At 67.7% G+C, this 26,006-nt stretch carries 22 protein-coding genes; 8 read left to right on the forward strand and 14 right to left on the reverse strand.

The genetic code is table 11. The features are described 5' to 3' along the window. Positions 1-19: 19 nt before the first annotated feature. Together yihG and BP26_RS0111615 are read left to right on the forward strand one after the other, a co-directional pair. On the forward strand, positions 20-925 hold the full coding sequence (gene yihG, locus BP26_RS0111610; protein WP_029920749.1) for a 1-acylglycerol-3-phosphate O-acyltransferase, YihG family: 906 nt from the start codon (positions 20-22) through the stop codon (positions 923-925). Between the two features lie 26 nt (positions 926-951). Beyond that, positions 952-1,668, forward strand: coding sequence for a site-2 protease family protein (locus BP26_RS0111615; protein ID WP_029920750.1), 717 nt, complete (start codon positions 952-954; stop codon positions 1,666-1,668). On the opposite strand, the gene BP26_RS27580 is transcribed toward BP26_RS0111615, so the two are convergent. Both BP26_RS27580 and BP26_RS0111625 read right to left on the reverse strand, forming a co-directional pair. Then, positions 1,656-2,252 (reverse strand): acyl carrier protein phosphodiesterase, encoded by a 597-nt coding sequence (locus tag BP26_RS27580; RefSeq protein ID WP_051748877.1) that lies wholly within the window; start codon positions 2,250-2,252, stop codon positions 1,656-1,658. The genes BP26_RS0111615 and BP26_RS27580 overlap by 13 nt on opposite strands. Further along, positions 2,249-3,445: an MFS transporter gene (locus tag BP26_RS0111625; RefSeq protein ID WP_029920752.1), complete on the reverse strand. Its 1,197-nt coding sequence runs from the start codon at positions 3,443-3,445 to the stop codon at positions 2,249-2,251. Before BP26_RS0111625 ends, BP26_RS27580 begins: the two co-directional genes overlap by 4 nt. 100 nt (positions 3,446-3,545) lie before the next feature. Between BP26_RS0111625 and BP26_RS0111630 the strand changes: the two genes are divergently transcribed. From BP26_RS0111630 to BP26_RS0111640, 3 genes are read left to right on the forward strand one after another with little or no spacing between them, the layout of a single operon-like run. Beyond that, on the forward strand, positions 3,546-3,935 hold the full coding sequence (locus BP26_RS0111630; protein ID WP_051748878.1) for a DUF2065 family protein: 390 nt from the start codon (positions 3,546-3,548) through the stop codon (positions 3,933-3,935). Between the two features lie 12 nt (positions 3,936-3,947). Then, positions 3,948-4,499, forward strand: coding sequence for a hypothetical protein (locus BP26_RS0111635; protein WP_029920754.1), 552 nt, complete (start codon positions 3,948-3,950; stop codon positions 4,497-4,499). Between the two features lie 9 nt (positions 4,500-4,508). Next, the gene (locus BP26_RS0111640) at positions 4,509-5,390 is read left to right on the forward strand and encodes a sigma-70 family RNA polymerase sigma factor (RefSeq protein ID WP_029920755.1); all 882 of its coding nucleotides are present in this window, start codon (positions 4,509-4,511) and stop codon (positions 5,388-5,390) included. Positions 5,391-5,517: 127 nt separating this feature from the next. Here BP26_RS0111640 and BP26_RS0111645 read toward each other — a convergent pair whose 3' ends face one another. From BP26_RS0111645 to gshA, 12 genes are all read right to left on the reverse strand, one after another. Next, positions 5,518-6,135, reverse strand: coding sequence for a fumarylacetoacetate hydrolase family protein (locus BP26_RS0111645; protein WP_029920756.1), 618 nt, complete (start codon positions 6,133-6,135; stop codon positions 5,518-5,520). 7 nt (positions 6,136-6,142) lie between these two features. Beyond that, on the reverse strand, positions 6,143-7,624 hold the full coding sequence (locus BP26_RS0111650) for a carotenoid oxygenase family protein (RefSeq protein ID WP_029920757.1): 1,482 nt from the start codon (positions 7,622-7,624) through the stop codon (positions 6,143-6,145). Positions 7,625-7,757: 133 nt separating this feature from the next. Then, complete coding sequence (locus BP26_RS0111655; RefSeq protein WP_029920758.1) at positions 7,758-9,434, reverse strand: phosphoenolpyruvate carboxykinase (ATP); 1,677 nt, start codon at positions 9,432-9,434, stop codon at positions 7,758-7,760. Between the two features lie 396 nt (positions 9,435-9,830). Further along, positions 9,831-11,828 (reverse strand): methyl-accepting chemotaxis protein, encoded by a 1,998-nt coding sequence (locus BP26_RS0111660; RefSeq protein ID WP_051748879.1) that lies wholly within the window; start codon positions 11,826-11,828, stop codon positions 9,831-9,833. 34 nt (positions 11,829-11,862) lie between these two features. Then, entirely contained in the window at positions 11,863-12,228 is a 366-nt protein-coding gene (locus BP26_RS0111665) for a response regulator (protein WP_029920760.1), read from the reverse strand. A 118-nt stretch (positions 12,229-12,346) separates the two neighbouring features. Next, positions 12,347-13,606: a dihydroorotase gene (locus BP26_RS0111670; protein ID WP_029920761.1), complete on the reverse strand. Its 1,260-nt coding sequence runs from the start codon at positions 13,604-13,606 to the stop codon at positions 12,347-12,349. After that, positions 13,603-14,574: an aspartate carbamoyltransferase catalytic subunit gene (locus BP26_RS0111675; protein WP_029920762.1), complete on the reverse strand. Its 972-nt coding sequence runs from the start codon at positions 14,572-14,574 to the stop codon at positions 13,603-13,605. Before BP26_RS0111675 ends, BP26_RS0111670 begins: the two co-directional genes overlap by 4 nt. After that, positions 14,571-15,047 carry a Holliday junction resolvase RuvX gene (gene ruvX, locus BP26_RS0111680; RefSeq protein WP_029920763.1) on the reverse strand — a complete coding sequence of 159 codons (477 nt, stop codon included), beginning with the start codon at positions 15,045-15,047 and terminating at the stop codon, positions 14,571-14,573. The genes BP26_RS0111675 and ruvX overlap by 4 nt, the downstream gene beginning before the upstream one ends. Beyond that, entirely contained in the window at positions 15,044-15,604 is a 561-nt protein-coding gene (locus BP26_RS0111685) for a YqgE/AlgH family protein (RefSeq protein WP_029920764.1), read from the reverse strand. Before BP26_RS0111685 ends, ruvX begins: the two co-directional genes overlap by 4 nt. A gap of 91 nt (positions 15,605-15,695) precedes the next feature. Next, the gene (gene gshB / locus BP26_RS0111690; RefSeq protein WP_029920765.1) at positions 15,696-16,673 is read right to left on the reverse strand and encodes a glutathione synthase; all 978 of its coding nucleotides are present in this window, start codon (positions 16,671-16,673) and stop codon (positions 15,696-15,698) included. Positions 16,674-16,675: 2 nt separating this feature from the next. Further along, complete coding sequence (locus BP26_RS0111695) at positions 16,676-17,029, reverse strand: MmcQ/YjbR family DNA-binding protein (RefSeq protein ID WP_029920766.1); 354 nt, start codon at positions 17,027-17,029, stop codon at positions 16,676-16,678. A gap of 15 nt (positions 17,030-17,044) precedes the next feature. Next, positions 17,045-18,367, reverse strand: coding sequence for a glutamate--cysteine ligase (gshA, locus tag BP26_RS0111700; protein ID WP_029920767.1), 1,323 nt, complete (start codon positions 18,365-18,367; stop codon positions 17,045-17,047). Between the two features lie 199 nt (positions 18,368-18,566). Between gshA and BP26_RS0111705 the strand changes: the two genes are divergently transcribed. From BP26_RS0111705 to BP26_RS0111715, 3 genes are all read left to right on the forward strand, one after another. Then, positions 18,567-18,986, forward strand: a complete 420-nt coding sequence (locus tag BP26_RS0111705) for a response regulator transcription factor (RefSeq protein WP_051748880.1) — start codon at positions 18,567-18,569, stop codon at positions 18,984-18,986. 23 nt (positions 18,987-19,009) lie between these two features. Then, on the forward strand, positions 19,010-19,573 hold the full coding sequence (locus tag BP26_RS0111710) for a chemotaxis protein CheW (protein WP_169740694.1): 564 nt from the start codon (positions 19,010-19,012) through the stop codon (positions 19,571-19,573). A gap of 115 nt (positions 19,574-19,688) precedes the next feature. After that, positions 19,689-26,006 carry a hybrid sensor histidine kinase/response regulator gene (locus BP26_RS0111715; RefSeq protein ID WP_029920770.1) on the forward strand — a complete coding sequence of 2,106 codons (6,318 nt, stop codon included), beginning with the start codon at positions 19,689-19,691 and terminating at the stop codon, positions 26,004-26,006.

Here is a 26,006-nt window from a genome sequence, read left to right on the forward strand (position 1 = left end):
TAAACACAAAGAGGGGCCCATGCTGCACTTCCTGCCTGCGCCGCTGCTCGGCACCATCATGCTGCTGCTGCTTTGCCTCAACACCCTGTTCTGGGTGGTGCCGGTCTACATCACCACCCTGGTCAAGCTGCTCTCGCCCAGGGGACGCGCACGCGACACCGTCTCGCGCTGGGTTGCCTGGGGCGCGCAGAACTGGGCCAGCGTCAACGTCTGGCTTACCAACCACCTGTTGCGCATCCGCTGGGATGTGCGCGGCGTGGACAAGCTGGATCCCAAGGGGCAGTACCTGGTCTGCTCCAACCACCAGAGCTGGAACGACATCTTCGTGCTGATGTGGGCCTTCGACCGGCGCGCGCCGTTCTTCAAGTTCTTCATCAAGCAGCAGCTGATCTGGGTGCCGTTCCTGGGCCTGGCCTGGTGGGGCCTCGATTACCCCTTCATGAAGCGCTATTCCCCGGCCAAGCTGGCCAGGCACCCGGAGCTGCGCGGCAAGGATCTGGAAACCACCCGCGCCGCCTGCGAGCACTACCGCAACGTGCCGGTGACCATCCTCAACTTCCTCGAAGGCACGCGCTTCACCAAGGCCAAGCACGACCAGCAGGGTTCGCCTTACCGCTTCCTGCTCAAGCCCAAGGCCGGCGGCATGGCGCTGAGCCTGTCGGCGCTGGGCGAGAAGATCAACTCCCTGCTCGACGTCACCATCGTTTACCCCGAGGGCGCCCGCGGCTTCTGGGACTTCATGGCCGGCCGCGTGCACCGCATCGTCGTCGAAGTGCGCAAGCTGACCATCCCGCAGGAATTCTATTCCGGCAGCTACGAGGACGACCCCGACTACCGCAAGCGCTTCCAGGACTGGATTGCGCAACTGTGGGCGGAGAAGGACCAGCGCATCAGTCAGTTGCTGACGGAAGCGCGTACGACCTGAGCCACGCGTAGCCGGATTCCCCAACCATGATCAGCGCGTTATTGCTGCTGCTGAAAGGCGCCAAGTTCGGCAAGGTGGCGCTGACCGCAGGCACCATGCTGTTGTCGGTAGTGGTGTACTCGTTCATCTTCGGCTGGCCTTACGCCGTCGGGTTCGTCCTGCTGATCCTGTTTCACGAGCTGGGGCATTACGTCGCGGCACGCATGCGCGGGCTGGATGTCGGCGCGCCGACCTTCATTCCGTTTGTCGGCGCCTGGATCCAGCTCAAGCAGATGCCGCATGATGCCGAGACGGAGGCCTATGTCGGCATCGCCGGGCCGCTGGCGGGCACGGCCGCTTCGGTTGCCTGCTATTTCGCGGCGCGGGAAACCGGCAGCGGGCTGCTGCTGGCGCTGGCCTATGCCGGCTGCATGATCAACCTGTTCAATTTGATTCCGGTGTCGCCGTTGGACGGCGGGCGCATCACGGCGGTGATCTCGCCGCGCATCTGGCTGTTCGGCGTGCCGGTGCTGGTGGTGCTGTTCATCCTGCATCCCAGCCCGATGTACCTGCTCATCGCCATTCTCGCCTGGCCCAAGCTGCGGCAGGCCTGGAGCGGCACGCCGCAGGAGAACGCCGCCTACTACGACGTGCCGGTGCAGGTGCGCATCAACTACGGCATCTGCTATCTCGGCTTGGTCGCCTTCCTCGGCGCCATGACCTATTCCCTGCATCAGGGGCTGGCGCTGACTTACGGCCGCTGAGCGGGTTCCTTGGCGAATTCCAGGGCGGCGAGACGCAGGTCGGCGAGCAGTTGCGGCAGCATCGCCTGCACCTGCGGCAGATGCTCGCGCCAGTCCTGGCCGGCCTCGATCAGGCCTTCCGGCTTTTTCATCCACATGGCAGTGCGCCTGATGGCGCGGTCGATGCCGCTTTCACCGGCATAGGACAGCAGCAGTCGACGGAAGCGCCAGGCCGAGGGCACAGACTTCCCCGCCAAGTCAAAACCTTCGCGTTCGGCCGCCAATGCGTCTGCCGCTCGTCGCGAGAAATTGGCTAGGCTCTCTTCGCTGTAACGCGGCCAGTCCAGTGCCAGGCAGTGGTCGTGGACGATGTCCAGCACGATGCCGGCATAGCGCCGGGCGCCGGGTGCATAGCGGCTGCGCGCGGCGATCACCAGCGGGTGGCTGTCGGTGACCACGTCGATGCGGCGGTGCAGGGCGATCGAGCGTTCCAGTTCCGGTGGAAAGCGACCGTCCAGGCGGCCGCGCACCATGTCCCCGAGAATCGCGCCCGGCAGCGGCAGCCCCGCCTGTTCGCTCAACCACAGGTGCGCCAGGTAATTCATGCGCGGTGTACCTTGCGCGCGGCCACCCACAGCGGCGGCAGGGCCAGCAGGGGCACGACCACCGCCACCGTGACGGTGGCCGTGATGGAAACGTCGTAGAGTGCGCCGAGTATGGCGCTGCCCGCGAACCAGGCCAGGCCGAAGATCGAGGTGAACAGGCCATAGGCCGAGCCCAGGCGCTGCGACGGCACCATGCCCGCCACCGCGGACGACATCACCGACTCGTGCACACCCAGGCCGATACCCCACAGCAGGGCGCCGACCACGGCGGCGCCGAAGCCGCCCAGAAATACCAGCGGCGGAAACACGGCGACCAGCAGCGTCAGCGGCAGCAGCACGATCAGGCCCTTGCGGTCGTAGAGCCTGCCGAACAGCAGTGAAGCTGCACCACCCGCACCCATCGCCGCCGCGTAGAGCAGCGGCACCCAGACCTCGCTGACGCTGCCGCTGCGGATGAAGTGGTAGGCGATCAGCGGGTAGTCGGCGAAGCCGAAGCCGACCAGGGCGACGCCCGCCAGGTACCACCAGAACGCCGGCGGGTAACCGCCATCGCCTGCGGGCGCCGGCCGGTGCCGGATGGTTCCGGCTTCGGCGAAACGCAGGCGGGCCGCCGCCAGCACCAGCAGGGTGGCCAGCGCCGGCAGGCCGAGCCAGGCATAGGCGAGCGGGTAGTCCCCGTGCCGCCGCGCCAGCACAAATGCCACCGTCAGCGGCCCGATCAGTGCGCCGATCTGGTCGAGCGCCTGGTACAGGCCGAAGGCCCAGCCGCGGCCGATGCGTTCCCCGGCGCCGGCCAGCATCACGCCGGCGGCCGGTTTGCGGATCGCCTTGCCGGCGCGCTCGAGCACCATCAGCAGCGCCGCGCTGTGCCAGCTTCCGGCCAGGATCAGGGCCGGCACCGCCAGCATCTGCACCGCGTAGCCGCCCAGGGTCATGGGCCAGTAAAGACCGCTGCGGTCGGCCGCGCGGCCCGACAGCAGGCGCAGCGCATAGCCGACCAGTTCGCCGCTCCCGGCGACGATGCCGACGGCAAAGCCGCTGGCGCCGAGCACGCCGAGGAAAGAGCCATTGATGCCGCGTGCGCCTTCGTAGGCGAAGTCGGAGAACAGGCCGACCACGCCGAACACCACGACGAATCTGAGGGCGGAGCGCGCGCTCCAGGGGGCGGCGTGCGCGTCGGGGGATGGGCTCATGGCGGTGCGATGGGGCGGCGTCGAGCCTCTATATAGCATGGGCATGTCACAAGGGAGCATGCTATCTCGTCCTATACCCAGACGATAAAGGAGGGATGCGATGCGCAACGCCTTTGCGGCCTGGTCGGCACTGCTGCTGGGCCTGGTGCACCTGCTCAACGGCCTGTTCATGCTGCTGGCGCCGGAGCAGTGGTATCACGCGGTGCCGACGGTGCCGGGCACCGGCCCGTTCAACCCGCATTTCGTGCGCGACATCGGTTGCGCCTATGCCGCCGCCGGCGCCTCGCTGCTGTGGCTGGCGCGGGACGCCAAGGCCTGGCCGGCCGCGATGGCCGGTAGCATGTTCCTGACGTTGCACGCCGTGATGCACGTCTGGGACCTGCTGGCCGGGCGCGAGGAGTTCGCGCACTTCGCCATCGACACCGTGCTGGTGGTGATCCCGGCGCTCTGGGCGATGTGGCTGGCGTGGCCGCCACGGCGACCCGCCTGAAGGAGGCATTGCATGAATCCGCTGAAATCATTGATCCGTTGGCGCATCGCCGCGTTCGAGCGTGAGCATGATTACGACATGGGCTATGCGCGCGAGATCCTCGACGCGAGTCCGCACGCCCTGTTCAGCTTCAACCGCATCATGGGCTTCACCCGGTACCGGCAGGATCTGCCGCTGGAAGCCTGGTACGCGGCCAAGCTGGTCGGCACGCTGGCAGAGGACTGCGGCCCCTGCACCCAACTGGTGGCCGGCATGGCCGAGCGCGAGGGTATGGATCCCGTGCAGATCCGCGCCGTCCTCCAGCACGACAGGGCGGCGATGACGCCCGGGACCGCGCTGGGCTTCCGCTTCGCCCAGGCGGCGCTGGCGCATGATGCGCAGGCCGACGAGCTGCGCGGCGAGATCCTGCGGCGCTGGGGCGCCAAGGCGCTGGTGTCGCTGGCCTTCGCCCTGACTTCGGCGCGCATCTTCCCCACGCTGAAATATGCCCTGGGGCATGGGCAGAGCTGCAGGCGCGTGCGTGTCGGCGGTGTCGACATGCCGGTGCGGGCCGCAATCGCGTGAGCCAGGCACATGAGTGAAGCAAAGATCACTGATGCGGCGGCAAGCTTCGAGCCCTTGCGCGGCTACCTGGTTGGTCTGGCCTACCGCATGCTGGGTTCGCGCGCCGAGGCCGAGGACATGGTGCAGGAGGCTTACCTGCGCTGGCATGCGGTGGATCGCGCCGCGGTACGCGAGCCGCGCGCCTTCCTGTCGCGTACGGTGACGCGCCTGTGTCTGGACCACATCAAGTCCGCGCGGGTGCAGCGTGAGGAATACATCGGTCCCTGGCTGCCGGAGCCCTTGCTGGACGACAGCACGCTATCGGTGGAGAGCGCCGGCGAGTACGCCAACGACCTGTCGGTGGCCCTGCTGCTGACGCTGGAAAGGCTGTCGCCGCTGGAGCGCGCGGCTTTCCTGTTGCACGATGTATTCGACATGAGCTTCGAGCAGGTGGCCGAAACCCTGGGCCGCGAGGCGGCGGCCTGCCGTCAGCTGGCGACGCGGGCGCGCAATCACGTGCGCGAGGAGAAGCCGCGCTTCCGGCCTTCGGCGGAAGAAGAAGCGCGGGTGTTCTCGGCTTTCACCAGCGCACTCGGCAGCGGCGATGTGGCCGCGCTGAGCCGGGTGCTGGCGCAGGATGCGGTGTTCTACTCCGACGGCGGCGGCAAGGTGAAGGCGGCGCTGAAGCCGGTGTCCGGTCCGCAGCACATCGCCCGCTTCCTGCTCGGCGTGTTGCGCCGCTACGGCACTCCCGACATGCAGGCGCGCCCGGCGCGCATCAACGGCATGCCGGGGCTGGTGCTGCTGGGTCCGTCGGGACCCTTCCAGACCCTCGCGCTGGAAGTGCGCGATGGCCTGATCGCCCGGCTCTACACGGTGCGCAATCCGGACAAGCTGCGCCACCTGCATTGAGCGAGCCTGTCGGCTCCGCTGCGCTTGAGCCGACCTACGAGGAGGCCTTCGTAGGTCGGTTCAAGGGCGCTTGCGCCCGGAACCGACGGTTTCCGCGACGACGTGTCCACAGGATTCCTGGGCTATTTCAGGCGCAATTCCACTCGAAGCGGCCGATGCCTTCGCTCTCCAGCAGCAGGCGGTCGCCCGGCATCAGCGGGCCGACGCCGGAAGGTGTGCCGGTGTAGATGATGTCGCCATCCTGCAGCGCCCAGGTGCGCGACAGGATATGGATCTGCCGGGCGACGGAGAACAGCATGTCGCTGGTCCTGGCGTGCTGGCGCAGGACGCCGTTGACGTGGAAGGTGAATTCGAGTGCCTGCAGGTCCTGCTGGCGATAAGGCGCCCAATCGCCCAGCGGCGCGGCTTGGTCGAAGGCCTTGGCCAGTTCCCAGGGCCAGCCTTTCTTTTTCAGCTCGCTTTGCAGATCGCGCAGGGTCAGGTCCAGTCCCAGGGTGATGTGGCTGATGTGGCTGAGGGCCTGGGCTTCCGGGATGTCGGCGCCGCCGCCGGTGAGCGCCACCACCAGTTCGGCCTCGTGGTGCACGCCGCCGCGGCCGCGCGGCAGGGTGAGGGTCTTGCCCGGCGGTACCACGCAGGACGGTGGCTTCATGAACAGCACGAAAGCCTCGTCCGGCGTGTTGCCCAGCTCCTTGATGTGCTCGGCGTAGTTGCGGCCGATGCAGAAGATGCGATTGACGTTCATGTGCCTCTCAGTGGGATGCCAATTCTTCCGACGATGCCCAGCAGGCGTGGGTGCCGCTGGGAATGCGCGCGGGCAGGCGCACCTTGGCCAGCGGGCCGGCGCCCGGATCCTGCGCGGCGTAAACCCAGCATTCGGAGCGGTCGCGGTTCATGTCGGTGATGTAGGTGACGAGGTAGCCGTCGTCTTCCGCCTGGTCGGCGCGGCTGCCCTTGCGCGGGGCGAACGGCGCTTCGCTGCCGAAAATGCCCGCACCGAAAGACAGGTCCTGCCGGGTTTTGTTCCGCAGGTCGTGCTTGCACAGGCCGTTGAACAGGAACATCCCAGGCTCGCCCAGCGCGCTGTAGACGTAACGATTGGGCTGCATGGCGTTTCGGTGATTGAAGCTGCCGAACTCGCTGATGCCCTCGTCCAGCGGCTCCTCGCGGGTGGCGCCGGTGCGCAGATTGAAGCGCCAGCGCCATAGCTGCGGCTTGAGCGAGTGCAGGTCGGTGTAGGCCATCAGCATGGCATAGGCGCGCGGCGCACCGGCCAGCGGCGGCGGCATCGGGCTGCGCTGGCGATAGCCGTTGAGCACCACCTCGTCGCCCTCTTCCCAGGCATTGACGAAGTGCAGGACATAGGTGGGATCGGCCTCGAACCAGCAGATGTCTCCCCCCACGCCCGGCCTCGGCACCAGGGCGAAACGCGACGGCAGGTCGTGCATGCGCGCGACGTGCAGGCCGCGGGAGAACAGGCTGGCGTCCCAGAACAGCGGGAAGTCGTTGAGGATCATGAAGCGCCGCGTATAGGCCATGTCGTGCGGCAGGCGCGGGCCGGGCAGGGGCACCGGCTGGTAGTGGATCAGCTTGCCGGCGGCATCGACCACGCCGCAGTACATATGGGGCGCCTGCTTGGAGTAGTTGAAGAACAGCAACTCCCCGGTCGTGGTGTCGACCTTGGCATGGGCCGAGACGCCTTCGGCGGGAAAGCTGCCGTTCCAATCGGCCGGGCCATACTGCTCCAGCGTCTGCGGGTCGAGCTGGTACAGCGCGCCGCACTGGTAGAAGGAGCTGAGCGCGCGGCCGGCGTGGACCACCACGTCGGTGCTGGAAGAATCTTTCAATGCGCCCTGCGCGCCCCAGCCGGGACGTTCCGAGCGCGATGGCATCTCGGCCAGCCCGGACCACAGCGCGCGGCCGGCTGCCTGCTCGGCAAGAAAGCCCTGTGTGCGGATGAAGCGGTTGCGGTAGGAGGCCTTGCCGTCGCGGAAGCGGATCGCGTGCAGCACGCCGTCGCCGTCGAAGGGATGGTACTTGCCCAGTGGCTGGTGCACCGGGTTCTCGCTGTTGCGCAGGTAGACACCGTCAAGGTCGAGCGGCAGGCTGCCTTCGACGCTGAGCTCCTCCGCATCCCACTCTTCCATCATCGGCGTCCAGGCGCCGTTGAGGTAGGGATGGTCGTCGGCCGGGTCGATGGTCGAATGCACGCGGTTGACCAGCGTTGCTTTCATTCTTGTCTCCGTGGGCATCCTGCCCAGGCACCAGTCATCCATGACTGGACTGTTGAAACAAGCAAAGCACCAACGAAAGCGGCCGCCGGTTTCCCGGCGGCCGCTTTAATGTACCGCAATACCGCTGTCGGAATCAGATGCGCTCTTCAATCCCGAAGTCCGCGAAGCCCTTGTTCTTGAAGTTCTGGCGGAACATGTCGCGCAGCTTCAGCGCCTGCTCGTCGTAGGCGGCCTTGTCGGTCCAGGTGTTGCGCGGGTTGAGCATTTCGCTGGGCACGCCCGGGCAGGACTTGGGCATCTTCAGCTTGAGGATCGGATGCACTTCGGTCTCGACGTCGTCCAGTTCGCCGTTGAGCGCCGCGTTGAGCAGGGCGCGGGTCAGCTTGATCGACATGCGCTTGCCGACGCCGTGCGGGCCGCCGCTCCAGCCGGTGTTGAGCAGGATGCAGCGCGCCTTGTGGTGCTGCATCTTGTCCGCCAGCAGCTTGGCGTAGACGTTGGGCTTGTGCGCCATGAAGGGGCCGCCGAAGCAGGCGGAGAAGGTCGGGGTCGGCTCGGTGATGCCGACCTCGGTGCCGGCGACGCGCGCGGTGAAGCCGGAGACGAAGTGATACATGACGTCCTTCGGTTCCAGGATGGAGATCGGCGGCAGCACGGCGAAGGCGTCGGCGGTGAGCAGCACGATGGTCTGCGGGTGCGGGCCCTGGCCGTGGGGCATGACGTTGGGGTTGGCTTCCAGCGGATAGCTGAAGCGGGTGTTCTCGGCGATGGAGTCGTCGTTCAGATCGAGCTCGTCCGGATGGCACTGCTCCATCGTCTTGCCCGGCAGCGGCGGCACGTTCTCGATGATGGTGCCGGGCTTGGACAGGGCGGCGGCGATGACCGGCTCGGCTTCCTTGTCCAGGTTGATCAGCTTGGCGTAGCAGCCGTCTTCCAGGTTGCACAGGCCGTTGTCCGACCAGATGGTCTCGTCGTCGCCGATGAGGCGGCGCGCGGCGTCGGCCGACAGGGTGGTCTTGCCGGTGCCGGACAGGCCGAACAGGATGGCCGCGTCATTCTTCGCGCCGACGTTGGCCGAGCAGTGCATCGACAGGCGGCCGTCCTTCGGCAGCAGGTAGTTGCCGACAGTGAAGATGGTCTTCTTGTTGACGCCGCAGTAGTCGGCGCGGCCGGCCACCAGGCAGATCTTGTTGCGCGCGTCGATGATCACAGCGACTTCGGCGCGGCTGCCGTCGCGCTCCGGCTCGCAGACGAAGCTCGGCACGTTGAGCATGGTCCAGCGGCGCGCGTCGACGTCCCGCACGCCCTGCAGGTTCTTGGGGAACATGTTGTGCACGAACATGGCGTGCGTGGCGTACTCGCCGATGAAGCGGTAGGGCACGGCGAACTCCGGGTCGCTGCCCATGAAGACGTCCTTCACGTACAGCGAAGCCTTCTTGTCGTTGAGATGCTTGATCACGCGCTGCAGCAGCGCCTGGTACTTCTCGGGATCGTAGGGGTTGAGGTCGGCCTTGAACCAGATCTCGTCCGCCACTTCCGGCCACTTCACCGCAAAGGTGTCCTTGGTGCGGCGGCCGGTGCAGTCCGGATCGGTGTAGTACACCAGCGGACCATTCACGCCGAGCTTGGTCGGGAACGCCTTCTGCTCGTTGCTGCCGCCATCGCGATGCACCCTGCCGCGATCGTTCTTGATCGCCTCGTGGAACAACTCCTCCTTGCTCAGTTCGTACTTGTAGGAAACCGAGGTAAGACCGAACAGTTTCTCCAGGTCGGCCTGGAAATTCGGAGTCGAAGCTTTAGCGATAGCCATGGGTTTACGGAAGCTCGCGATCGTTTGGAAAAGAAAATGGTGGTCCGCCCGGCGCGGACAGATGGGGTATTTTACTTGAAGGCGCCCAAAATTTCGGCAAGTTCCCGCAAAAGCCGCCAAACGGGCGGTTATGTCGCGCCGGCGCTGGTTATGGCGCCTAATTTTTGCTAACGCGCAGGAATGTAAAGGGGCCGGGTTCACCATGCGTGCCATGTGTGCCAAGGTTTTTTGTTGGCACGCATGGTAGTGGCTTGCGCGAATGACTCAATGTCATTCGCATGGCACCGACGGATTCGCCTGGAGCGAATTCGGACCGCCGCATGTGGGCCCGAAGGGAAATCTACCGAGGTCTCGCCAGGGATGGCAAGGATGAATTTGTGCTTGCTGCCCGTGTAACTACGCCCCCACGCCTTCCGGCAACTTGAAGCCCGCCACCGACTCCCGCAACTTGTCCGACAGATTGTTCAACTCGCCAATCGCCTGCGCGGTCGAGTTGGCGGAGCCCGAGGTCTGCACTGCGATCTCCCGAATGCCCTGCATGGTGCCCGCGATCTTGGTGGCCTCGGCCGACTGCGTGCGCGCCGCGCCGGAGATTTCCTGCACGCCCTTGGCCAGTTCCTGCGAGGAAGCTTCGATGCGGGTCAGGGCCTGGCCCGCCTCTTCGGCCGACTTGGCGCCCGCCACCACGTTCGAGGTACTGCGCTCCATCGAGATGATGGCCTCGTTGGTATCGGCCTGAATGGTCTTGACCAGGTTTTCGATCTGGCGCGTGGCGGAGCCGGCGCGTTCGGCCAGTCGCTGCACTTCGTCGGCGACGACCGCGAAGCCGCGGCCCGCTTCGCCGGCCATGGCGGCCTGGATCGAGGCGTTCAGCGCCAGGGTGTTGGTCTGCTCGGCGATGTCGTTGATGAACTCGATGATGTTGCCGATTTCCTGTGACGATTCGCCCAGGCGCTTGATGCGCTTGGCGGTGTCCTGGATCTGCTCGCGCAGCACGGCCATGTTCTGGATGGTGCGGCCCACCGTGCTGGCGCCGTTGTGGGCGATCTGCACGGAGGTCTGCGCTTGTACCGCGATGCGCTCGGCGCGTCCGGCCACATCCTGCAACTGCTGGCTGGTGGCGGTGATCGAGTTGGCGGCCGCGACGACCTCCCGCGCCTGGCGGTCCGAGGCCTGGCTCATGCGCTGGGCGGTGTCCTGCGTGCTGGCCGCCGAGGTGACGATCTGTTCCGAGGTCTGGTTGATGGTGCCGACCAGTCCGCGCAGCGTCTGCACCGTGTAGTTGATCGAGTCGGCGATGGCGCCGGTGAAATCCTCGGTCACGGTGACGTCCACGGTGAGGTCGCCGTTGGCCAGGTTGGTGATCTCATCCAGCAGATTCAGAATGGCCTGCTGCTGCTTGGCGTCCTTCTCCTCGGCCTCGCCCACGCGCGAGCGCAGGCCGGCGTAGAACAGGGCGATGAAGGAGATCAGCGCCAGCACGGCGAGAATGGCGGAGATGTAAACCACGTAGGGCAGCAGCTTGCTGCGCTTGCCGGTCTCGTCGAGCAGGGACTGCTCCAGCGTCTTGGAGGCGGCGATCACGTCGGTGGCATTGGCCTGCAAGCCCGAGGCGGCCTGCTGCAGCTTGCCGATGGAAGCCGAATCCTGGCCCAGGCCGCCGATCGCCGCGGCGACCGGGGCGAAATCGGTAGCGGCCTTGCGCAGGGCGGCGTCGACGGAGGCGTCCGCGCCGGCGCTGTCCTGCAGCTGCTTGTTGTGTTCGGTGAAGTCGGCGGCCAGGCGTGACAGGTTGTCCGGCATGCCGGGGGCGGAGCGGGCGGCATAGATCAGGCGCGCGACGCTGGACTTGATCTGCTCCAGCTTGATCATCTGGGTGGCGGCGAGGACCGTGGCCGCGCCGGAACCCTTCGCGCCGAGGCGGGCCGTGACCTGGTCGTAGTCGGCGGTGGTGGCATCGGCTGCGGCATTGATGGCGTCGATGTTGTCGGCGATATGGGTGAAGGCCTTCTCGTTGGCCAGCATGTCGCGGATCGACTGGCGCATGGTGCTCCAAGACTTGGCCAGCGTTTCCACCTGCGGCTGCACCGAGGACGGGGCTGAGGCGATGCCTGCGGCGCTGTCGCCCTGGCGCAGGGCCTGGATGTTGTCGTCGAAGTTGCCGGACAGCGCGCTCAGGGTGGCGAAGTCGGGCTGTGCCGCGCGGCCGGCGGTGACCAGGGCCTCGGCATCGGCCGGGAACTGGCGCGCCAGTTCGTTCCAGGTGCGGTCGCGGCCTTCCGTGAGCTGGATCCAGCCGAACGCGGCGCCGGCGATGAAGATCAGCGCGATGGCGAAGACCAGCGGCAGGAACTGACGACGTGAACCGGACTGTCGGCTTTGTGAATCAGCCATCTCTACCCCCAATTGATGCGTTTAAGACTCGGGTCTAGGCGCCGAGCACCGCTTTGATCTTGCCGATCAGGTCTGCTTCCTTGACCGGCTTGACGATGTATTCCTTGGCGCCCTGGCGCAGGGCCCACAGGCGGTCGGTTTCCTGGTTCTTGCTGCTGACCACCAGGACCGGGATGGCGGCGGTCGCCGGATCCCGCGACAGGGAGCGGGTGGCCTGGAAGCCGTTCATGCCGGGCATCACCACATCCATGACGATGCAGTCCGGCAACTGGCTCTTGGCCATGTCGATGGCATCCTGGCCGGAAGCCGCTTCCAGCACTTCGTAGCCGGAGCGTTCCAGCATCTGTTTCAGATACGCCTTGTCGGTGGGCGAGTCGTCCACCACCATCACGCGAGCCATGCTATTCCCTCTCCCTAACAACCTTTCGACTACCCTTTGAGTTCGCGCCGATTCTATAGGTATGGCGCGTCTTTACTATAAACCAAGGCGTGCGGCCTGAGCGTTCGCCGTCTGCGTACTAGGCGGCGCCGAGCCAGGTGCGCAGGGCGCGGCCCTTGAAGTCGGCGCCCGCGAACGGCGTATTGCGGCCGCGGCTGAGCAACTCCGCCGGGTCGAGCCGCCAGGCCGCGGAGGGATCGACCAGCACCAGGTCGGCGGCGGTGCCCGCCGCCAGGCTGCCGCGTTCGATGCCGAGCACCCGGGCCGGGGCAAGCGAAAGCCGTGCCACGGCCTGCAGGGGTGTCAGCACGCCGTCCTGGACCAGCCGCAGACTCAGCGGCAGCAGCGTTTCCAGAGCGGTAATGCCGGGCTCGGTGAGCGGGAAGGGGTTGATCTTGGCGTCCGCCTCGTGCGGCTGGTGATCGGAGCAGATGGCGCCGATGACTCCGCTCTTCACCGCGGCGCGCAGGGCGTCGCGGTCTTGCGCCTGGCGCAACGGCGGCATGACGTGCGCCATGGCGTTGAAGCCTTCGAGGTCGGCATCGGTAAGGAACAGCTGGTGCGCCGCCACATCGGCGGTAACCGGCAGACCGCGCCGCTGCGCCGATTGCAGCAGCTCCACGCCGCGGGCGCTGCTGAGGCGGCCGAAGTGGATGCGCGCGCCGGTGTCCTCCACCAGGGAAATCCACTGGCGCATCGCCACCGTTTCGGCCGAGACCGGGATCGAGGTCAGGCCCAGCCGGGTCGCCACCGCGCCTTCATGGGCGCAGCCGCCGTTGGCGAGGGACGGATCCAGCGGCACCACGTGCACGGTAATCCCCAGGCTGGAGGCGTACTCCAGCGCGCGCCGCGCGATCAGGGTGTTGGCCACCGGCGACAGGCCGTTGCCGACACCGACGCAGCCGGCCTGCTTCAGCGCGCTCATCTCCGACAGGGCCTGGCCTTCGAGCCCCTTGGTCAGCGCGCCGAGCATGTAGACGTAGGTGCCGGCGGCGGCCTTGGCGATGCGGTTGACCCGATTGACCACGGCGGTATTGTCGATCACCGGCCGGGTGTCCGGCGGCAGGCACACGGCGGTGATGCCAGCGGCCAGGGCAGCCCGCGCTTCCGAGCGCATGGTTGCCTTCTGCGTATGGCCGGGTTCGCGCATGCGGGCGCAGAGATCGACGATGCCGGGCATCAGCCACAGGCCCTTGGCCTCGATCACCTCGTCGTAGGCGGCTTTGGGCGCGCGGATGCCGCGATAGTCGATGCGGCCCTTGCGCAAGCCGAGGCAGCCGACGGTGTCGGTGCCGGCGACCGGGTCGAGGATGCGGGCGTTCTTGATCAGGACGCTCATGCCGCTTCTCCGCCGAGGATCATGGCCATGACCGCCATGCGCACCGCCACGCCATGCGCCACCTGCTCCAGGATCACCGAGCGCTCGCCGTAGGCGACGTCGCCTTCGATCTCGACGCCGCGGTTGATCGGGCCGGGGTGCATCACCAGCACATCCGGCTTGAGTTTGGCCAGGCGCTCGCGGGTCAGGCCGAAGTCGCGGTGGAATTCGCCGGTGGAGGGCAGGAAGGCGCCGAGCATGCGCTCGGTCTGCAGGCGCAGCAGGATCACCACGTCGACGCCGTCCAGGCCGGCTTCGAGTTCGTTGAATACCTTCACCCCCAGATGCTCGATGCCGGTCGGCACCAGCGGCCGCGGCGCGACCAGGCGGACGTCCCTGGCGCCGAGGGTGCGCAGGGCATGGATGTCGGAGCGGGCGACGCGGGAGTGCAGGGCGTCGCCGACGATGGCCACGCTGAGCTTGCTGAAATCCGGCTTGTGGCGGCGGATGGTGAACATGTCCAGCAGGGCCTGCGTCGGGTGCGCGTGGCGGCCGTCGCCGGCATTGAGGATGGCCACGCCGGGCGCTGCGTGCTGGGCGAAGAAGTGCGCGGCGCCGGAAGCCTCGTGGCGGATCACGAACATGTCCACCTGCATCGCTTCCAGGGTCTTCAGCGTGTCGAGCAGGGTCTCGCCCTTGCTGGTGCTGCTGGCGCTGACCTGGAGATTGACCACGTCCGCGGCCAGGCGCTTGGCGGCCAGCTCGAAGGTGGTGCGGGTGCGGGTGGAGGCCTCGAAGAACAGGTTGACCACGGTCTTGCCGTGCAGCACCGGGTGCTTCTTGTCGCCGTGGGCGCCCTCGGCGCGCCGGTCCGCCGCGTAGCGCTCGGCCTGGTCGAGGATCTGCAGCAGCAGCGTGCGCGGCAGGCCTTCCATGGTCAGCAAATGCCGCAGGCGGCCATCGCGCCCGATCTGCAGGTTGTCGCTCATGCGGAAGGCGTGGTTGCGGAAGGAGCCGGGCGTGCCGCGGGGGACGCCAGCCACTGTTCCAGGATCAGGCGGGCGGCGACGCCGTCGCGGTCGCCGCTGCGCGTGCGGCGGTTCATGCGGCCGTCGGCGCGTGCGTTGCGGATTTCATCGTCGGCGGCGCGCGAGGACAGGCGTTCGTCGCACAGGTGCACCGGCACGCCGTAGCGGGTGCGCAGCTGTTCGGCGAAGGCGCGGGCATGGGCGGTGATGGCCTGGTCGAGGCCGTCGAGGTCCACCGGCAGGCCCACCACGCAGCCGGCGGGGCGCCATTCCTTCAGCGCCTTGGCCAGGGCATCCCAGTCGGGCTGGCGGCCGTTGGCCACCGCCGGCAGTGGGCGCGCCGAGCCGGTCAGGGTGTCGCCCACGGCGAGGCCGATGCGCTTGGCGCCGTAATCGAACCCCAGGAAGATCGAGCCCTGCGAGGGAGCCGTCATGCGTGACCAGCCACGCTGGCCAGATGGCTGACGTCGACGCCCAGCAGCCGCGTCGCGGCGATCCAGCGCTCCGGCGCCGGGGTGCCGAACAGCACGCTGCGGTCGACCGGTGTGTTGAGCCAGGAATTGCTCATGATTTCGCTTTCGAGTTGTCCCTCGCCCCAGCCGGCGTAGCCGAGGGCGACGATGTAGCGTTCAGGTCCTTCGCCGCGGCCGATGGCGCCAAGCACGTCGCGCGAGGTGGTGATGTAAAGGTCTTCGTCGAGCTTCAGGGTGGAGTCCCAGGCCCCCGGGCCGGAATGCACCACGAAGCCGCGTTCCGGCTGCACCGGGCCGCCCCAGTAGACGATCGGATCGCCCGACAGCTGCCCGCGCTCCACCCCCATCTGGTCGAGCATTTCGCTCAAACGCAGATCGGTCGGGCGGTTGATGATGAGGCCGAGGGCGCCCTTGTCGGAGTGTTCGCACAAGAGGGTTACCGAGTGGCTGAAATTATTGTCTTCCAGCCCCGGCATGGCCACCAGGAATTGATTGCTGAGATAGCTTTCATCGGCCATGCGCCTAGTATCCCGGGCGGCTGCGGCCATTACAAGCCTGTTAAAGCGGGAAATTTCGCCTCATAACCCCCCGAAAAGCCCCAAAAATCATCTATTCCAGGCGCGTCCCCGGCATCCGTCCGGGCCGGAACCGGCTCTCCAGCGCATCCATGAAGCGGCCGCCGATATCGGTGTGACAGTCGGCGTCGATCTCGCGCGCGCAGGTCGGGCTGGTGACGTTGATCTCGGTCAGGTATTCGCCGATCACGTCGAGGCCGACGAACATCAGCCCGCGCCGTTTCAGCTCCGGGCCGACCTGTTCGGCGATCCACAGGTCGCGCGCGCTCAGCGGGCGCGTCTCGCCGCGGCCGCCGGCGGCCAGGTTGCCGCGGGTTTCTCCGGCCTGGGGGATGCGCGCCAGGCAGTACAGCACCGGCTCGCCGTCGACCATCAGGATGCGCTTGTCGCCGTCCTTGATGGCCGGCAGGTAGCGCTGCGCGACGATGGTGCGGCGGCCGTTGTCGCTGAGCTGCTCGATCACCGCGCCGAGGTTGAGGCCATCGGCGCCGACACGGAAGACGCCGACGCCGCCCATGCCGTCCATCGGCTTGTAGATGACGTCGCCATGCTCGGCATGGAAGCCGCGCAGGCTGGCGGGGTCGCGCGAGAACAGCGTCGGCGGCGTGCACTGCGGGAACCAGGCGGTGAACGCCTTTTCGTTGCAGTCGCGCAGCGAGGCGGGCTTGTTCACCACCAGGGCGCCCTGCTGCTCGGCGCGTTCGAGAATGTAGGTGCTGGTGATGTACTCCAGGTCGAACGGCGGGTCCTTGCGCATCAGGATCGCGCTCAACTCACCCAGCCTGAGGGTTTGCGGCTCCCCCAGCTCGAACCAGTGCTTCTTGTCGTCGAACACGGTGACCGGGCGGGCGCGTCCCCAGGCCATGCCGTCGCGCAGCCACAGGTCCTGTTGCTCGAAGTAAAACAGGTGCCAGCCGCGGCTCTGCGCCGACAGCATCAGGGCCAGGGTGGTGTCCTTGTAGGGCTTGATGGAGCCGATCGGGTCCATCACCACGCCGAGGGTTTTTATCATGCTCATGTCTGGATATGTTCGCTGTCGAATGCGGCGCTCAGCCGCTTGGGTGCGACCTGCCGCCAGGACTGCAGCAGCAGGCTCTTCAATTCCTCGAGGCCAACCCGGCCGAGTTTGACTTCAGTCCAGCCCTGCCGCCCCCAGTAACCCTCGACCGCGCGGATCGCGTCACCGTTGAGCATGGTCAGGGCCATCTGGTCGGCGGGCGCGAGCTTCAGCGTGACCCTGGCCTCGGGGGCCGACAGGGTTGCGAAGATCTTGCCGCGCACGCGGAACGAGGGCTTGTCGAAATGCGGCTGCTCTTCCGCTTCGGGCAGGGCCAGCGCCAGCGTCCTGGCGGTCTGCCAGCTCAGCATGGCGCCGGCCGGACTTCAGGCCGCAACAGCCGAGTGTGCCGCCTTGGCCTCCTGCGCGTTGGCCAGGTCGATTTCCCGCGCCGCCGCCAGCAGCGCCAGCCGCGCCACCACGCCGTAGGCGTAGAAGCGGTTGGGGCGGGCGTCCGGCGCCTTGGTGCAGTCCGGGTGGCTGCAGGGCTCGGCGAAGGCCAGCGGCTGGAAGCTGGAGCCGGGGGCGTTGAGGTTTTCCTGGTTCGAGCGGCCGCCGTGGACGCGATAGAAGCCGCCGACGACGTAGTGGTCGATCATGTACACCACCGGCTCGGCGGTGGCCTGCTCGTCGCCCCAGCGCTCGAAGGTGTAGACGCCTTCCTGGATGATGGCGCCGGTGACTTCCTTGCCTTCCTTGGTCGCGGCCATCTTCTTGCGCGCGTCGCGGTTGAGGTTGCGGATTTCATCCGGGCTGCGCACCGTCATCACGCCCATGCCGTAGGTGCCGGCGTCGGCCTTGACGATGACGAAGGGCTGTTCCTTGACGCCGTACTCCTCGTACTTGGCGCTGATCTCTTCCAGCAGCAGTTCGACGTTGCCGGCCAGGCAGTCCTCGCCCTCGCGGGTCTTGAAGTTGATCTGGCCGCAGTTGCGGAACAACGGCTCCACCAGCCAGGGGTCGATCTCGAGCAGGGCGCCGAACTCGCGCGCCACCTCGCGGTAGATACCGAAGTGATGGGTCTTGAGACGGGTGCTCCAGCCCACGCCGAGCGGCGGCACCACCGGCTGGGTCAGGTGTTCGAGGATCGCCGGGCGGCCGGCGCTGAGGTCGTTGTTGAGCAGCACCAGGCAGGGCTCGAAGCCGTCGACGCCGACCTTGTCGCCGCTGCGCACGATCGGCTCCTGCAGCAGTTCGCGGCCGGAGGGCAGCTTGAGCAGTTCCGGCGCGTGCAGCTCCGGGCGCAGCGAGCCGATGCGTACCTTGTAGCCGGCTTTCTGCAGCAGGTCCTGCTGTACCGCCACGTTCTCCAGGTAGAACTGGTTGCGCGTGTGGTTTTCCGGCACCAGCAGGATGCCGCAGGCGCTGGGCATGATGCGGTCGAGCGCGGCCTGGATGGCCTGCACGCACAACGCTTCGAACGCCGGGTTGAGGTTGTTGAAACCGGCGGGGAACAGGTTGGTATCCACCGGCGCCAGCTTGAAGCCGGCGTTGCGCAGGTCCACCGAGCCGTAGAATGGCGGGGCGGTCTTCAGCCATTGCTTCCTGAACCAGGCTTCGATGTCCGGCGCGCGTGCCAGCAGCAGGGACTCGAAGCGCAGCAGTGGCGCGGTTTGTGCGGTAGTGAGATTGGGGACGGCGTCGTGCATGAGAGCGCCCGATTAATGCGAGACCAATAGGGTAACTCATTGCCGGTCAGCGGGGTGAACGCGGCGATCGGCCGGCAAATAGGCAGGGCAGCGCCGTTGTGCTACAAATTGCAGGCAAAACATATTTTTGCGCAAACTTGAGCCGCGACACGACGGGGTCGTTGGGGGCGGTCGGGGATGAGCATGCACGAGGGGGGTCATGTCCACAGCAGCAGCCGGTGCAGGAACCGATAACGCCATCGCTTTGGCCAAGATCATGGTCATTGATGACAGCCAGACCATCCGCAAGACCGCGGAGACGCTGCTGGTCAAGGAAGGCTACGCCGTTATTACCGCCGCGGATGGCTTCGAGGCCCTGGCCAAGGTCGCCGACCACGAGCCAGACCTGATTTTCATCGACATCATGATGCCGCGCCTGGACGGGTACCAGGCCTGCGCCCTGATCAAGAACAACGCGCGTTACGCCAAGACGCCGGTGATCATGCTGTCCTCCAAGGACGGCCTGTTCGACCGCGCCCGTGGCCGCATCGTCGGCTCCGACGAGTACCTGACCAAGCCGTTCACCAAGGACGAGCTGATCGGGGCGGTGCGGGCACACCTGGGGAAGAAGGCCGGCTGAGGCCATAGTCCCTTATGAGCGCCGTGAATCCCACCGCCCACGGGGCCGACCTTTACGGTCTGGTCGGGCAGCCTTTCGAATTGCTGTTCGCGCTGGAAAACCGGCTGCGCGCAGCGCGGCTGGACATCGCCGCCGGCCAGACCCAGTCCTGGACCGGGCTGGGCTTCCGCCTGCGCGACTACTGGCTGGTGGCGCCCCGGGAGGACGTGCGCGAGGTCATCACCGTGCCGAAGGTGACCCGGGTACCGGGCTCCAAGCCGTGGATGCTGGGCGTCGCCAATGCGCGCGGCAGCCTGTTGCCGGTGACCGACCTGGGGCAGATGCTGGGGTACCCGCGCAACCCGGACCACCGCGACCAGCGCGTGCTGGTATTCAATTCCGATCGCGTGCCGGCGGGCGTGCTGGTGGACGAGGTGGCGGGCTACCGCCAGTTCGCGCCCTCCGACCAGCGCCATGAGCTGGCGCGCGAAACCGGCGAGCTCGAGCAGTACCTGCTCGGCGGCTTCAACCGCGAGGGACGCAACTGGCTGGTGCTGTCGCTGCACAAGCTGACGCGCAGCCAGGCGTTCACCGTGGCGGGAGTGTGAATCACATGCACCACCTGTGCCCCTCACTCCACCACCCGCATCCGCGGGTGGTCCCCCTCTCTCCCGGGAGGAGAGAGGCTGTCGTCGGCAGCCGTAGGCTGCCGGGACCATATTGATGGTCGGACAACGCCCGCAAATCGCCAACGGCCTGCACTGGGTCCGCGGCGAGATCGAACAAAGCCTGAGCCGCGCCCGCGGCGCGCTCGAGCAGTACCTGGAGTCGCCCGAGGAGAAGCACCACCTCGACGTCGCCGCCGAGGAGCTGCACCTGGTGCGCGGCACTGTCGGCATGATCCAGTGCTTCGGCGCCGCCGCGCTGGCCGAAGAGATGCTGCAACTGCTGCAGGAGATGCGGCAGAACGCGCCGGACCAGAACCTCGAACCGTTCGCGGCGTTGACCGGCGCCACCCTGCACCTGTCCGATTACGTCGACCTGCTGGCGCACGGCGAGAGCGACCGTGCCGTGGTGCTGCAACCCGGCATCAACGAGCTGCGCCTGGCGCGCGGCAAGCCGCTGCTGACCGAGGCGGAGCTGTTCGCGGCGCAGTTGCGCGCGCAGCAGGAATCCTTGCCGGAGCTTCCGGAAGAGCTTCGCCCTCCGGGCGGCGAAGCGGTGCAGAGCGTCGCGCGGCGCGAACTGGGTACGTTCCAGACCGCCTTCGTGCAGTGGTTCCGCGGCCAGAATACGGATGCGGCGATGGCCCGCATGGGCAAGATCGCCGATGCGGTGGCGGTCAACGCGGCGGCTCCCGATCTGCGCGAGATGTGGTCCGGCTACGCGGTGCTGTCGGAATGCCTGCGCGGCGATCTGCAGTTCGATTCGCTGGACCTGAAGCGCCTCTTCGGCCGCGCCGGGCAGCACCTGAAGAAACTGGTCGACCAGGGCGAGGCGGTGGCCGGCGCCGATGTCGGCGATACGCCGCAGCAGCTGCTGTTCCACATCGCCCGCGCCAGCCGCCAGACCGACCGTTCGCACGCGCTCATCACCGGCCGCCGCATCGACGAACTGTTGCCGGCACTGGAACAGATGGACGAGCTGCGCCGGCGCCTGCGCGGCCCCAATACCTCGATCCTCGGCCGTGTCCACGCCGAGATCGGCCGCGACTTCGCCCAGGTCAAGGACGGCATCGACCTGGCGGTGCGCACCGGCGGCCGCAGCACCGGCGACCTGGCGGTGACGCGCGAGCGCCTGCAGCGACTGGCCAATACGCTCGGCGCGCTGGGCTTGCCGGCGCCGCAGCAGGCGCTGCTCAACCAGGCGCGCCTGCTGGAAAATCCGCCGCCGGAAGGGGTGCTGGCGTGGATGGATGTGGCCACCGCCATCCTGCGCGTCGAGCACAGCCTGGAAGAGGCGCTGTTCCGCGCCCTCGGCCGCCACGGCACGGAGCCGGCGCGGCCCTATGCCGAGATCGAGGCCGAGGTGCCGCATGCGCAGGATCTGCGCGAAAGCACCAAGGCGCTGTTGCGTGAATCGCTGGTCGACCTGGCGCACCTCAAGGCCGGCTTCGACGTCTATCTCAAGAACGGCGACGCATCCGCGTTCGGCGATGCGCCGCGCATGCTCAACGAAGTGGCCGCCGGCCTGATGATTCTCGACCACGTGCGCGCCAGTACCCAGGTGCGCAAGCTGGAGAATTATGTGCGGCTGGGCACGCTGCTCGGCACGCAGGACGGACGCGCCGAGTTCGAACGCTTCGCCGATGCGATCTCCTGCGTCGAGGTCTATCTGGAGGCTTTGCGCGAGGGCCTGCCGGAGCCGGGACGCATCCTCGACGACCTGGAAAGCTATATTTCGCGGCTCGATTTCCGCGCGGCGGAAGCCCCCGTGCCGGCCGCCGATGTGGCCGTGGCGGAGCCGGCGGAGGCTGTGCAGCCCGTTGCAGCCGCGCCCGTGGTGCAGGAGCCCGCGCCCGCTTCGGCTCCGGTGGGTGACGGCATCGATCCGGAAATCCGCGAGATCTTCATCGAGGAGGCCGGCGAAGTGCTGGCCGAGCTGGAGCGTCATCTGCCGGCGTTCCGGCGCGAGCCGGGCAACCGCGCGGTGATCGGCGAGGTGCGCCGTGCCTTCCACACGCTCAAGGGCAGCGGCCGCATGGTCGGCGCGCTGCGCATCGGCGAGTTCGGCTGGGCGGTGGAGAACATGCTCAACCGCTGCCTTGAGGGCGCGCTGTCGGTGCGCGCCCCGGTGCTGCAGACCATCGAGCAGGCGGTCGCCCTGCTGCCGGGCCTGGTCGAGAATTTCCGCAATGGCGTCGGCACCGGAGTGGAAGATCCGGCGGTGGCCGCGCTGATCGACAGCGCCACCAAGCTGGCTTCGACCAAGGCCAGCACCGAGCCGGACATGCTGGCGGTGTTCCGCGAGGACGCGCGCGAGCGCCTGGGTCTGGTGCGGCGCTGGCTGGAGGCGCAGGATCCGCGCGAAAGCGGTTTCGAGCCGGATGCCGAAGTGGTCCGCGCCTTCCATACGCTGCGCGGCAGCGCGGCAGTGATCCATGCCGAAGGGGTGAGCCAGCTCGCCGCCGCCTTCGAATCACTGTTCAATACCCTGCGCCTGGAAGGGCGCACGCTGCCGGCGCTGGGCCTGCCGCTGATCGCCGACGCGCTGGTGACCCTGCGCGCCTGGATCGAGTCGGTGGATGTGGTGGATGCCGGTGTCGACGACGTCCCCGCCTGGCAGGCGCGCATTGCCGCGCTGTTGGCCCCACCGTCGGCGCCGCAGGCCGAGGCACCGCCGCCGCCGTCGCGCCCGGCCTTCGACGAAGCGTTCTGCCTGCAGGCGCTGACCGCGACGCAGGCGCTGGAGCAACAGGCACGGGCCTGGGCCGAACAGCCGGCCGCAGCCAATCACGACGGCTTGGCGGCGGCCAATCTGGGCACCGGCTTCGCCGACCTGGCCGACCTTGCGGCGCGCGTCGGTTGCGAGCCGATCACCCGTATCGGCCAGGCGGCAAGCGAGCGGCTGGCGGATTGGCGTGGTGGCCAGGCGCCGGGCATCGGCTTCTTCGCCACCCTGCTGGAAGTCATCGAAGGGTTGTACCAGCAGCTCGACGCGTATCGTGACGGCGACAAGCTCGGCGACGGCGCGGAGTGGGTGGCGCGGGTGCAGGCGTTGCCCCGGCCCGCCGTTGCCCCGGTGTATGTGCCGCCGCCGCTGGAGATCGCACATCCGGTGGAGCGTCCGCTGGAACCGGAGATCGTCGCGGCCGGTACCATCGATGCGGAGTTGCTGGAAATTTTCGGCGCGGAAGCGGAGGAACTGCTCGAGTCGATGGAGCACTACCTCCAGGTATGGCGGCGCGATCCGGGCTACACCGACGCCGCCAACGAACTGAAGCGCGCCCTGCATACGCTCAAGGGCAGCGCGCGCACCGCCGGGGCGGACGCCATCGGCACGGTGGCGCACCACCTGGAAAACCTGTTCGGCGAAGACGCGCAGCTGTCTTCGGCGGCGCTGCAGACGCCGCTCGGCGTGGGCTTCGACGAGTTGCATCAGCTGGTGAGCGATCTGCAACGCGGCCGGCCGCTCGATGCGGGGCCGGCGCTGGCGGCGATCGACGCGATGCTGCTCAACACGCCGCTGGCCGCGGCGCCACTCCCGCTGCCCGCGCCTCCGATGGAGGCAGCGCTTCCGCCCCCGGTTGAAACTCCGCCGGCCCTGGTGGAAACGCCCCCAGCCCCGGCGGAAGCAGCAGCCGCGTTCGCGGATACGCCTTTGTCGCTGAGCTTTCCGCCGGCCGAAGACATCTTTTCGGCCGCGCCGCCGGCAGCCCTGTCGCTCGAACCGCAGGCGCCGGTGGAGACGGAATCCTTCCCGGTGGCGGAGGAACCCATCGTCTTCGCGCCCGCGCCCGCGCCGCCGGAGCCGCCGGTGGTGGCGGCCGAGGAAGAGCCGCTGCCGCTGATCGAGGTGAGCGAACTGGAAGTGCCGGCCGCGCCTGAAACGCCTGTGCCGGAATTCCAGTCCGAACCGTTGCCCGAGCCGCCGCTGTTGCTGCAACAGCCGGAGGTCTTGCCCGAGCCGGCGCCGGTGGTGCTGGAGGCGCCGGCCTGGCAGCAGACGATCGCGCAGCCGCCGGCAGTGACCGGCGGCAATGCTCTCGCGGACGAGCAGCAGCGCACGCTCGACGACGAGATCACCGATATCTTCTCGGCCGAGGCCTCGGAACTGCTGGAGCAGCTCGATACCGGCTTCGAGGGCTGGCAGAACGGCGACGACACCGAACCGGTGCGCGATGTGCAGCGCGCCCTGCATACGCTCAAGGGTGGCGCGCGCATGGCCGGTCTCGACGCCATGGGCGATGCGGTCCACGAGCTGGAAAGCCGCGTCAATGCACTGGTCGCTGCCGGCGAGTTCCCGGATACCGCCGCCTTCGTGCAGATGCGCGGCGAGCTGGACCGGCTGCAGACCATGCATGACCAGATCCGCCGCGGCCAGGCCGAGCTGCTGGTCAGCCCGCTGGCGGCCGAGGTGGTGGCGCAGGAAGCGCTGGTTGCCGCACCCGCGGTGGCGGTGGTGCCCGCCGCCGGCCAATGGGCGCCGGAGCTGTTCTGGCGGCCGGAGGAAGACCTCAGCGGCTTCGCCCTGGCGCGCACGGAAACGGCGCGCGTCGCGGTGGATGCGCTGGACACCATGCTCAACGAGGCGGGCGAGATTTCGATCTACCGCTCGCGCCTGGAAGAGCGCAACACCAGCATGCGCACGCAGCTGGCGGAAATGGCGCACACCATCGCGCGCGTGCGCGAGCAGCTGCGCATGCTCGATATCGAGACCGAAGCGCAGATCGCCGCGCGCGGCCGCGGCTTCGGCGCGCACCCGGACCAGTACAGCCAGGATTTCGATCCGCTGGAAATGGACCGCTACTCGCGCATGCAGGAATTGTCGCGCACCCTGGCCGAGTCGATCAGCGATCTGTCCTCGCTGCAGGCGACGATGGACGAGGCGGTGAGCGAGTCGGATACGCTGCTGCTGCAGCAGAGCCGCATCACCACCGAGGTGCAGCAGGGCCTGATGGGCACGCTGATGGTGCCCTTCTCGCGCCAGGTGCAGCGCCTGCTGCGCGTGGTGCGGCAGACCTCGCTGGAGAACGGCCGTCAGGCGGAAGCGCAGTTCCAGGGCGTGGAGGCGGAGCTGGACCGCCACGTGCTGGAGCGCATCACCGCGCCGCTGGAGCACCTGCTGCGCAATGCCGTGGTGCACGGCATCGAGGATCCGGCGGAGCGCGCGCTGGCCGGCAAGCCGGTGGTCGGCGCCATCAACCTGCGCTTGTCGCGCGAAGGCTCGCAGCTGCTGGTCGAGCTGTCCGACGACGGCCGCGGCCTGGATTTCATGGCGATCCGCCACAAGGCGATCGAGCGCGGCCTGATGGTGCCGGAGGCGCAGCTGTCCGACGACGACCTGGCCCGCTTCATTTTCGAACCCGGATTCTCCACCGCCAAGAAGCTGACCCAGGATGCCGGCCGCGGCATCGGCATGGACGTGGTGGCCAGCGAAGTGAAGCAGCTCGCCGGCACGCTGGAGCTGCGCTCCGAAGTGGGCAAGGGCACGCGCTTCCTGCTGCGCCTGCCGCTGACGCTGGCGGTATCGCAGGCGCTGTTGGTCGGCGTCGGGCCGGACAGCTATGCCATTCCGCTGCCGAGCATCGAGGGCATCGCGCGTGTGCCGCGCGCGGAGCTGAGCGATTATGTGCGCGACGACGGTCCGCTGTTCGCCTACGGCGGCCGCGGTTACCGCGTGCGTCACCTGGGCGACTATGTCGGCGTGACGCATGCGCCGGATCCGGATGCGCGTACCTATACCGCCATCCTGGTACGCCTCGGTGAGGGCCTGGGTGCGGCCGAGCGCCGCGTCGCGCTGATCGTGGACGTGCTCCACGGCAACCGCGAAATCGTGTCCAAGGCGGTCGGTCCGCAGGTCAGCAGCGTGCCCGGCGTGGCCGGCGCCACCATCCTGGCCGATGGCCGGGTGGTGCTGATCCTCGACGTGGCGGCGCTGGTGGCCGAGCGCTCGCGCCGCGCGCTGCTGGCGGAAGCCGCCGGGCGCGTCGAAGCCGCCGCGGTGGAAGAGCGCGAGACCATCATGGTGGTGGACGATTCGGTCACCATGCGCCGCGTGGCGGAGCGCCTGTTGACGCGCAACGGCTACCGCGTGGTGACGGCGAAGGACGGCCTGGATGCCATCGCCATGCTGCAGACGGAAACGCCGTCGACGGTGCTGCTCGATATCGAGATGCCGCGCGCCGACGGTTTCGAGGTCGCGGCCTTCATCCGCAACAACCCGCGCCTGACCGGCGTGCCGATCATCATGATCACTTCGCGCTCCGGCGAGAAGCATCGCGAGCGCGCGCGCGTGCTGGGTGTGGACCGCTACCTGATCAAGCCTTACCAGGAAGATCAGCTGCTGGCGGAAGTGAAAGACGTGCGCAGGCAGCATTGA

It is taken from the genome of Nevskia soli DSM 19509 (genome assembly GCF_000711955.1).
GTDB lineage: Bacteria > Pseudomonadota > Gammaproteobacteria > Nevskiales > Nevskiaceae > Nevskia > Nevskia soli.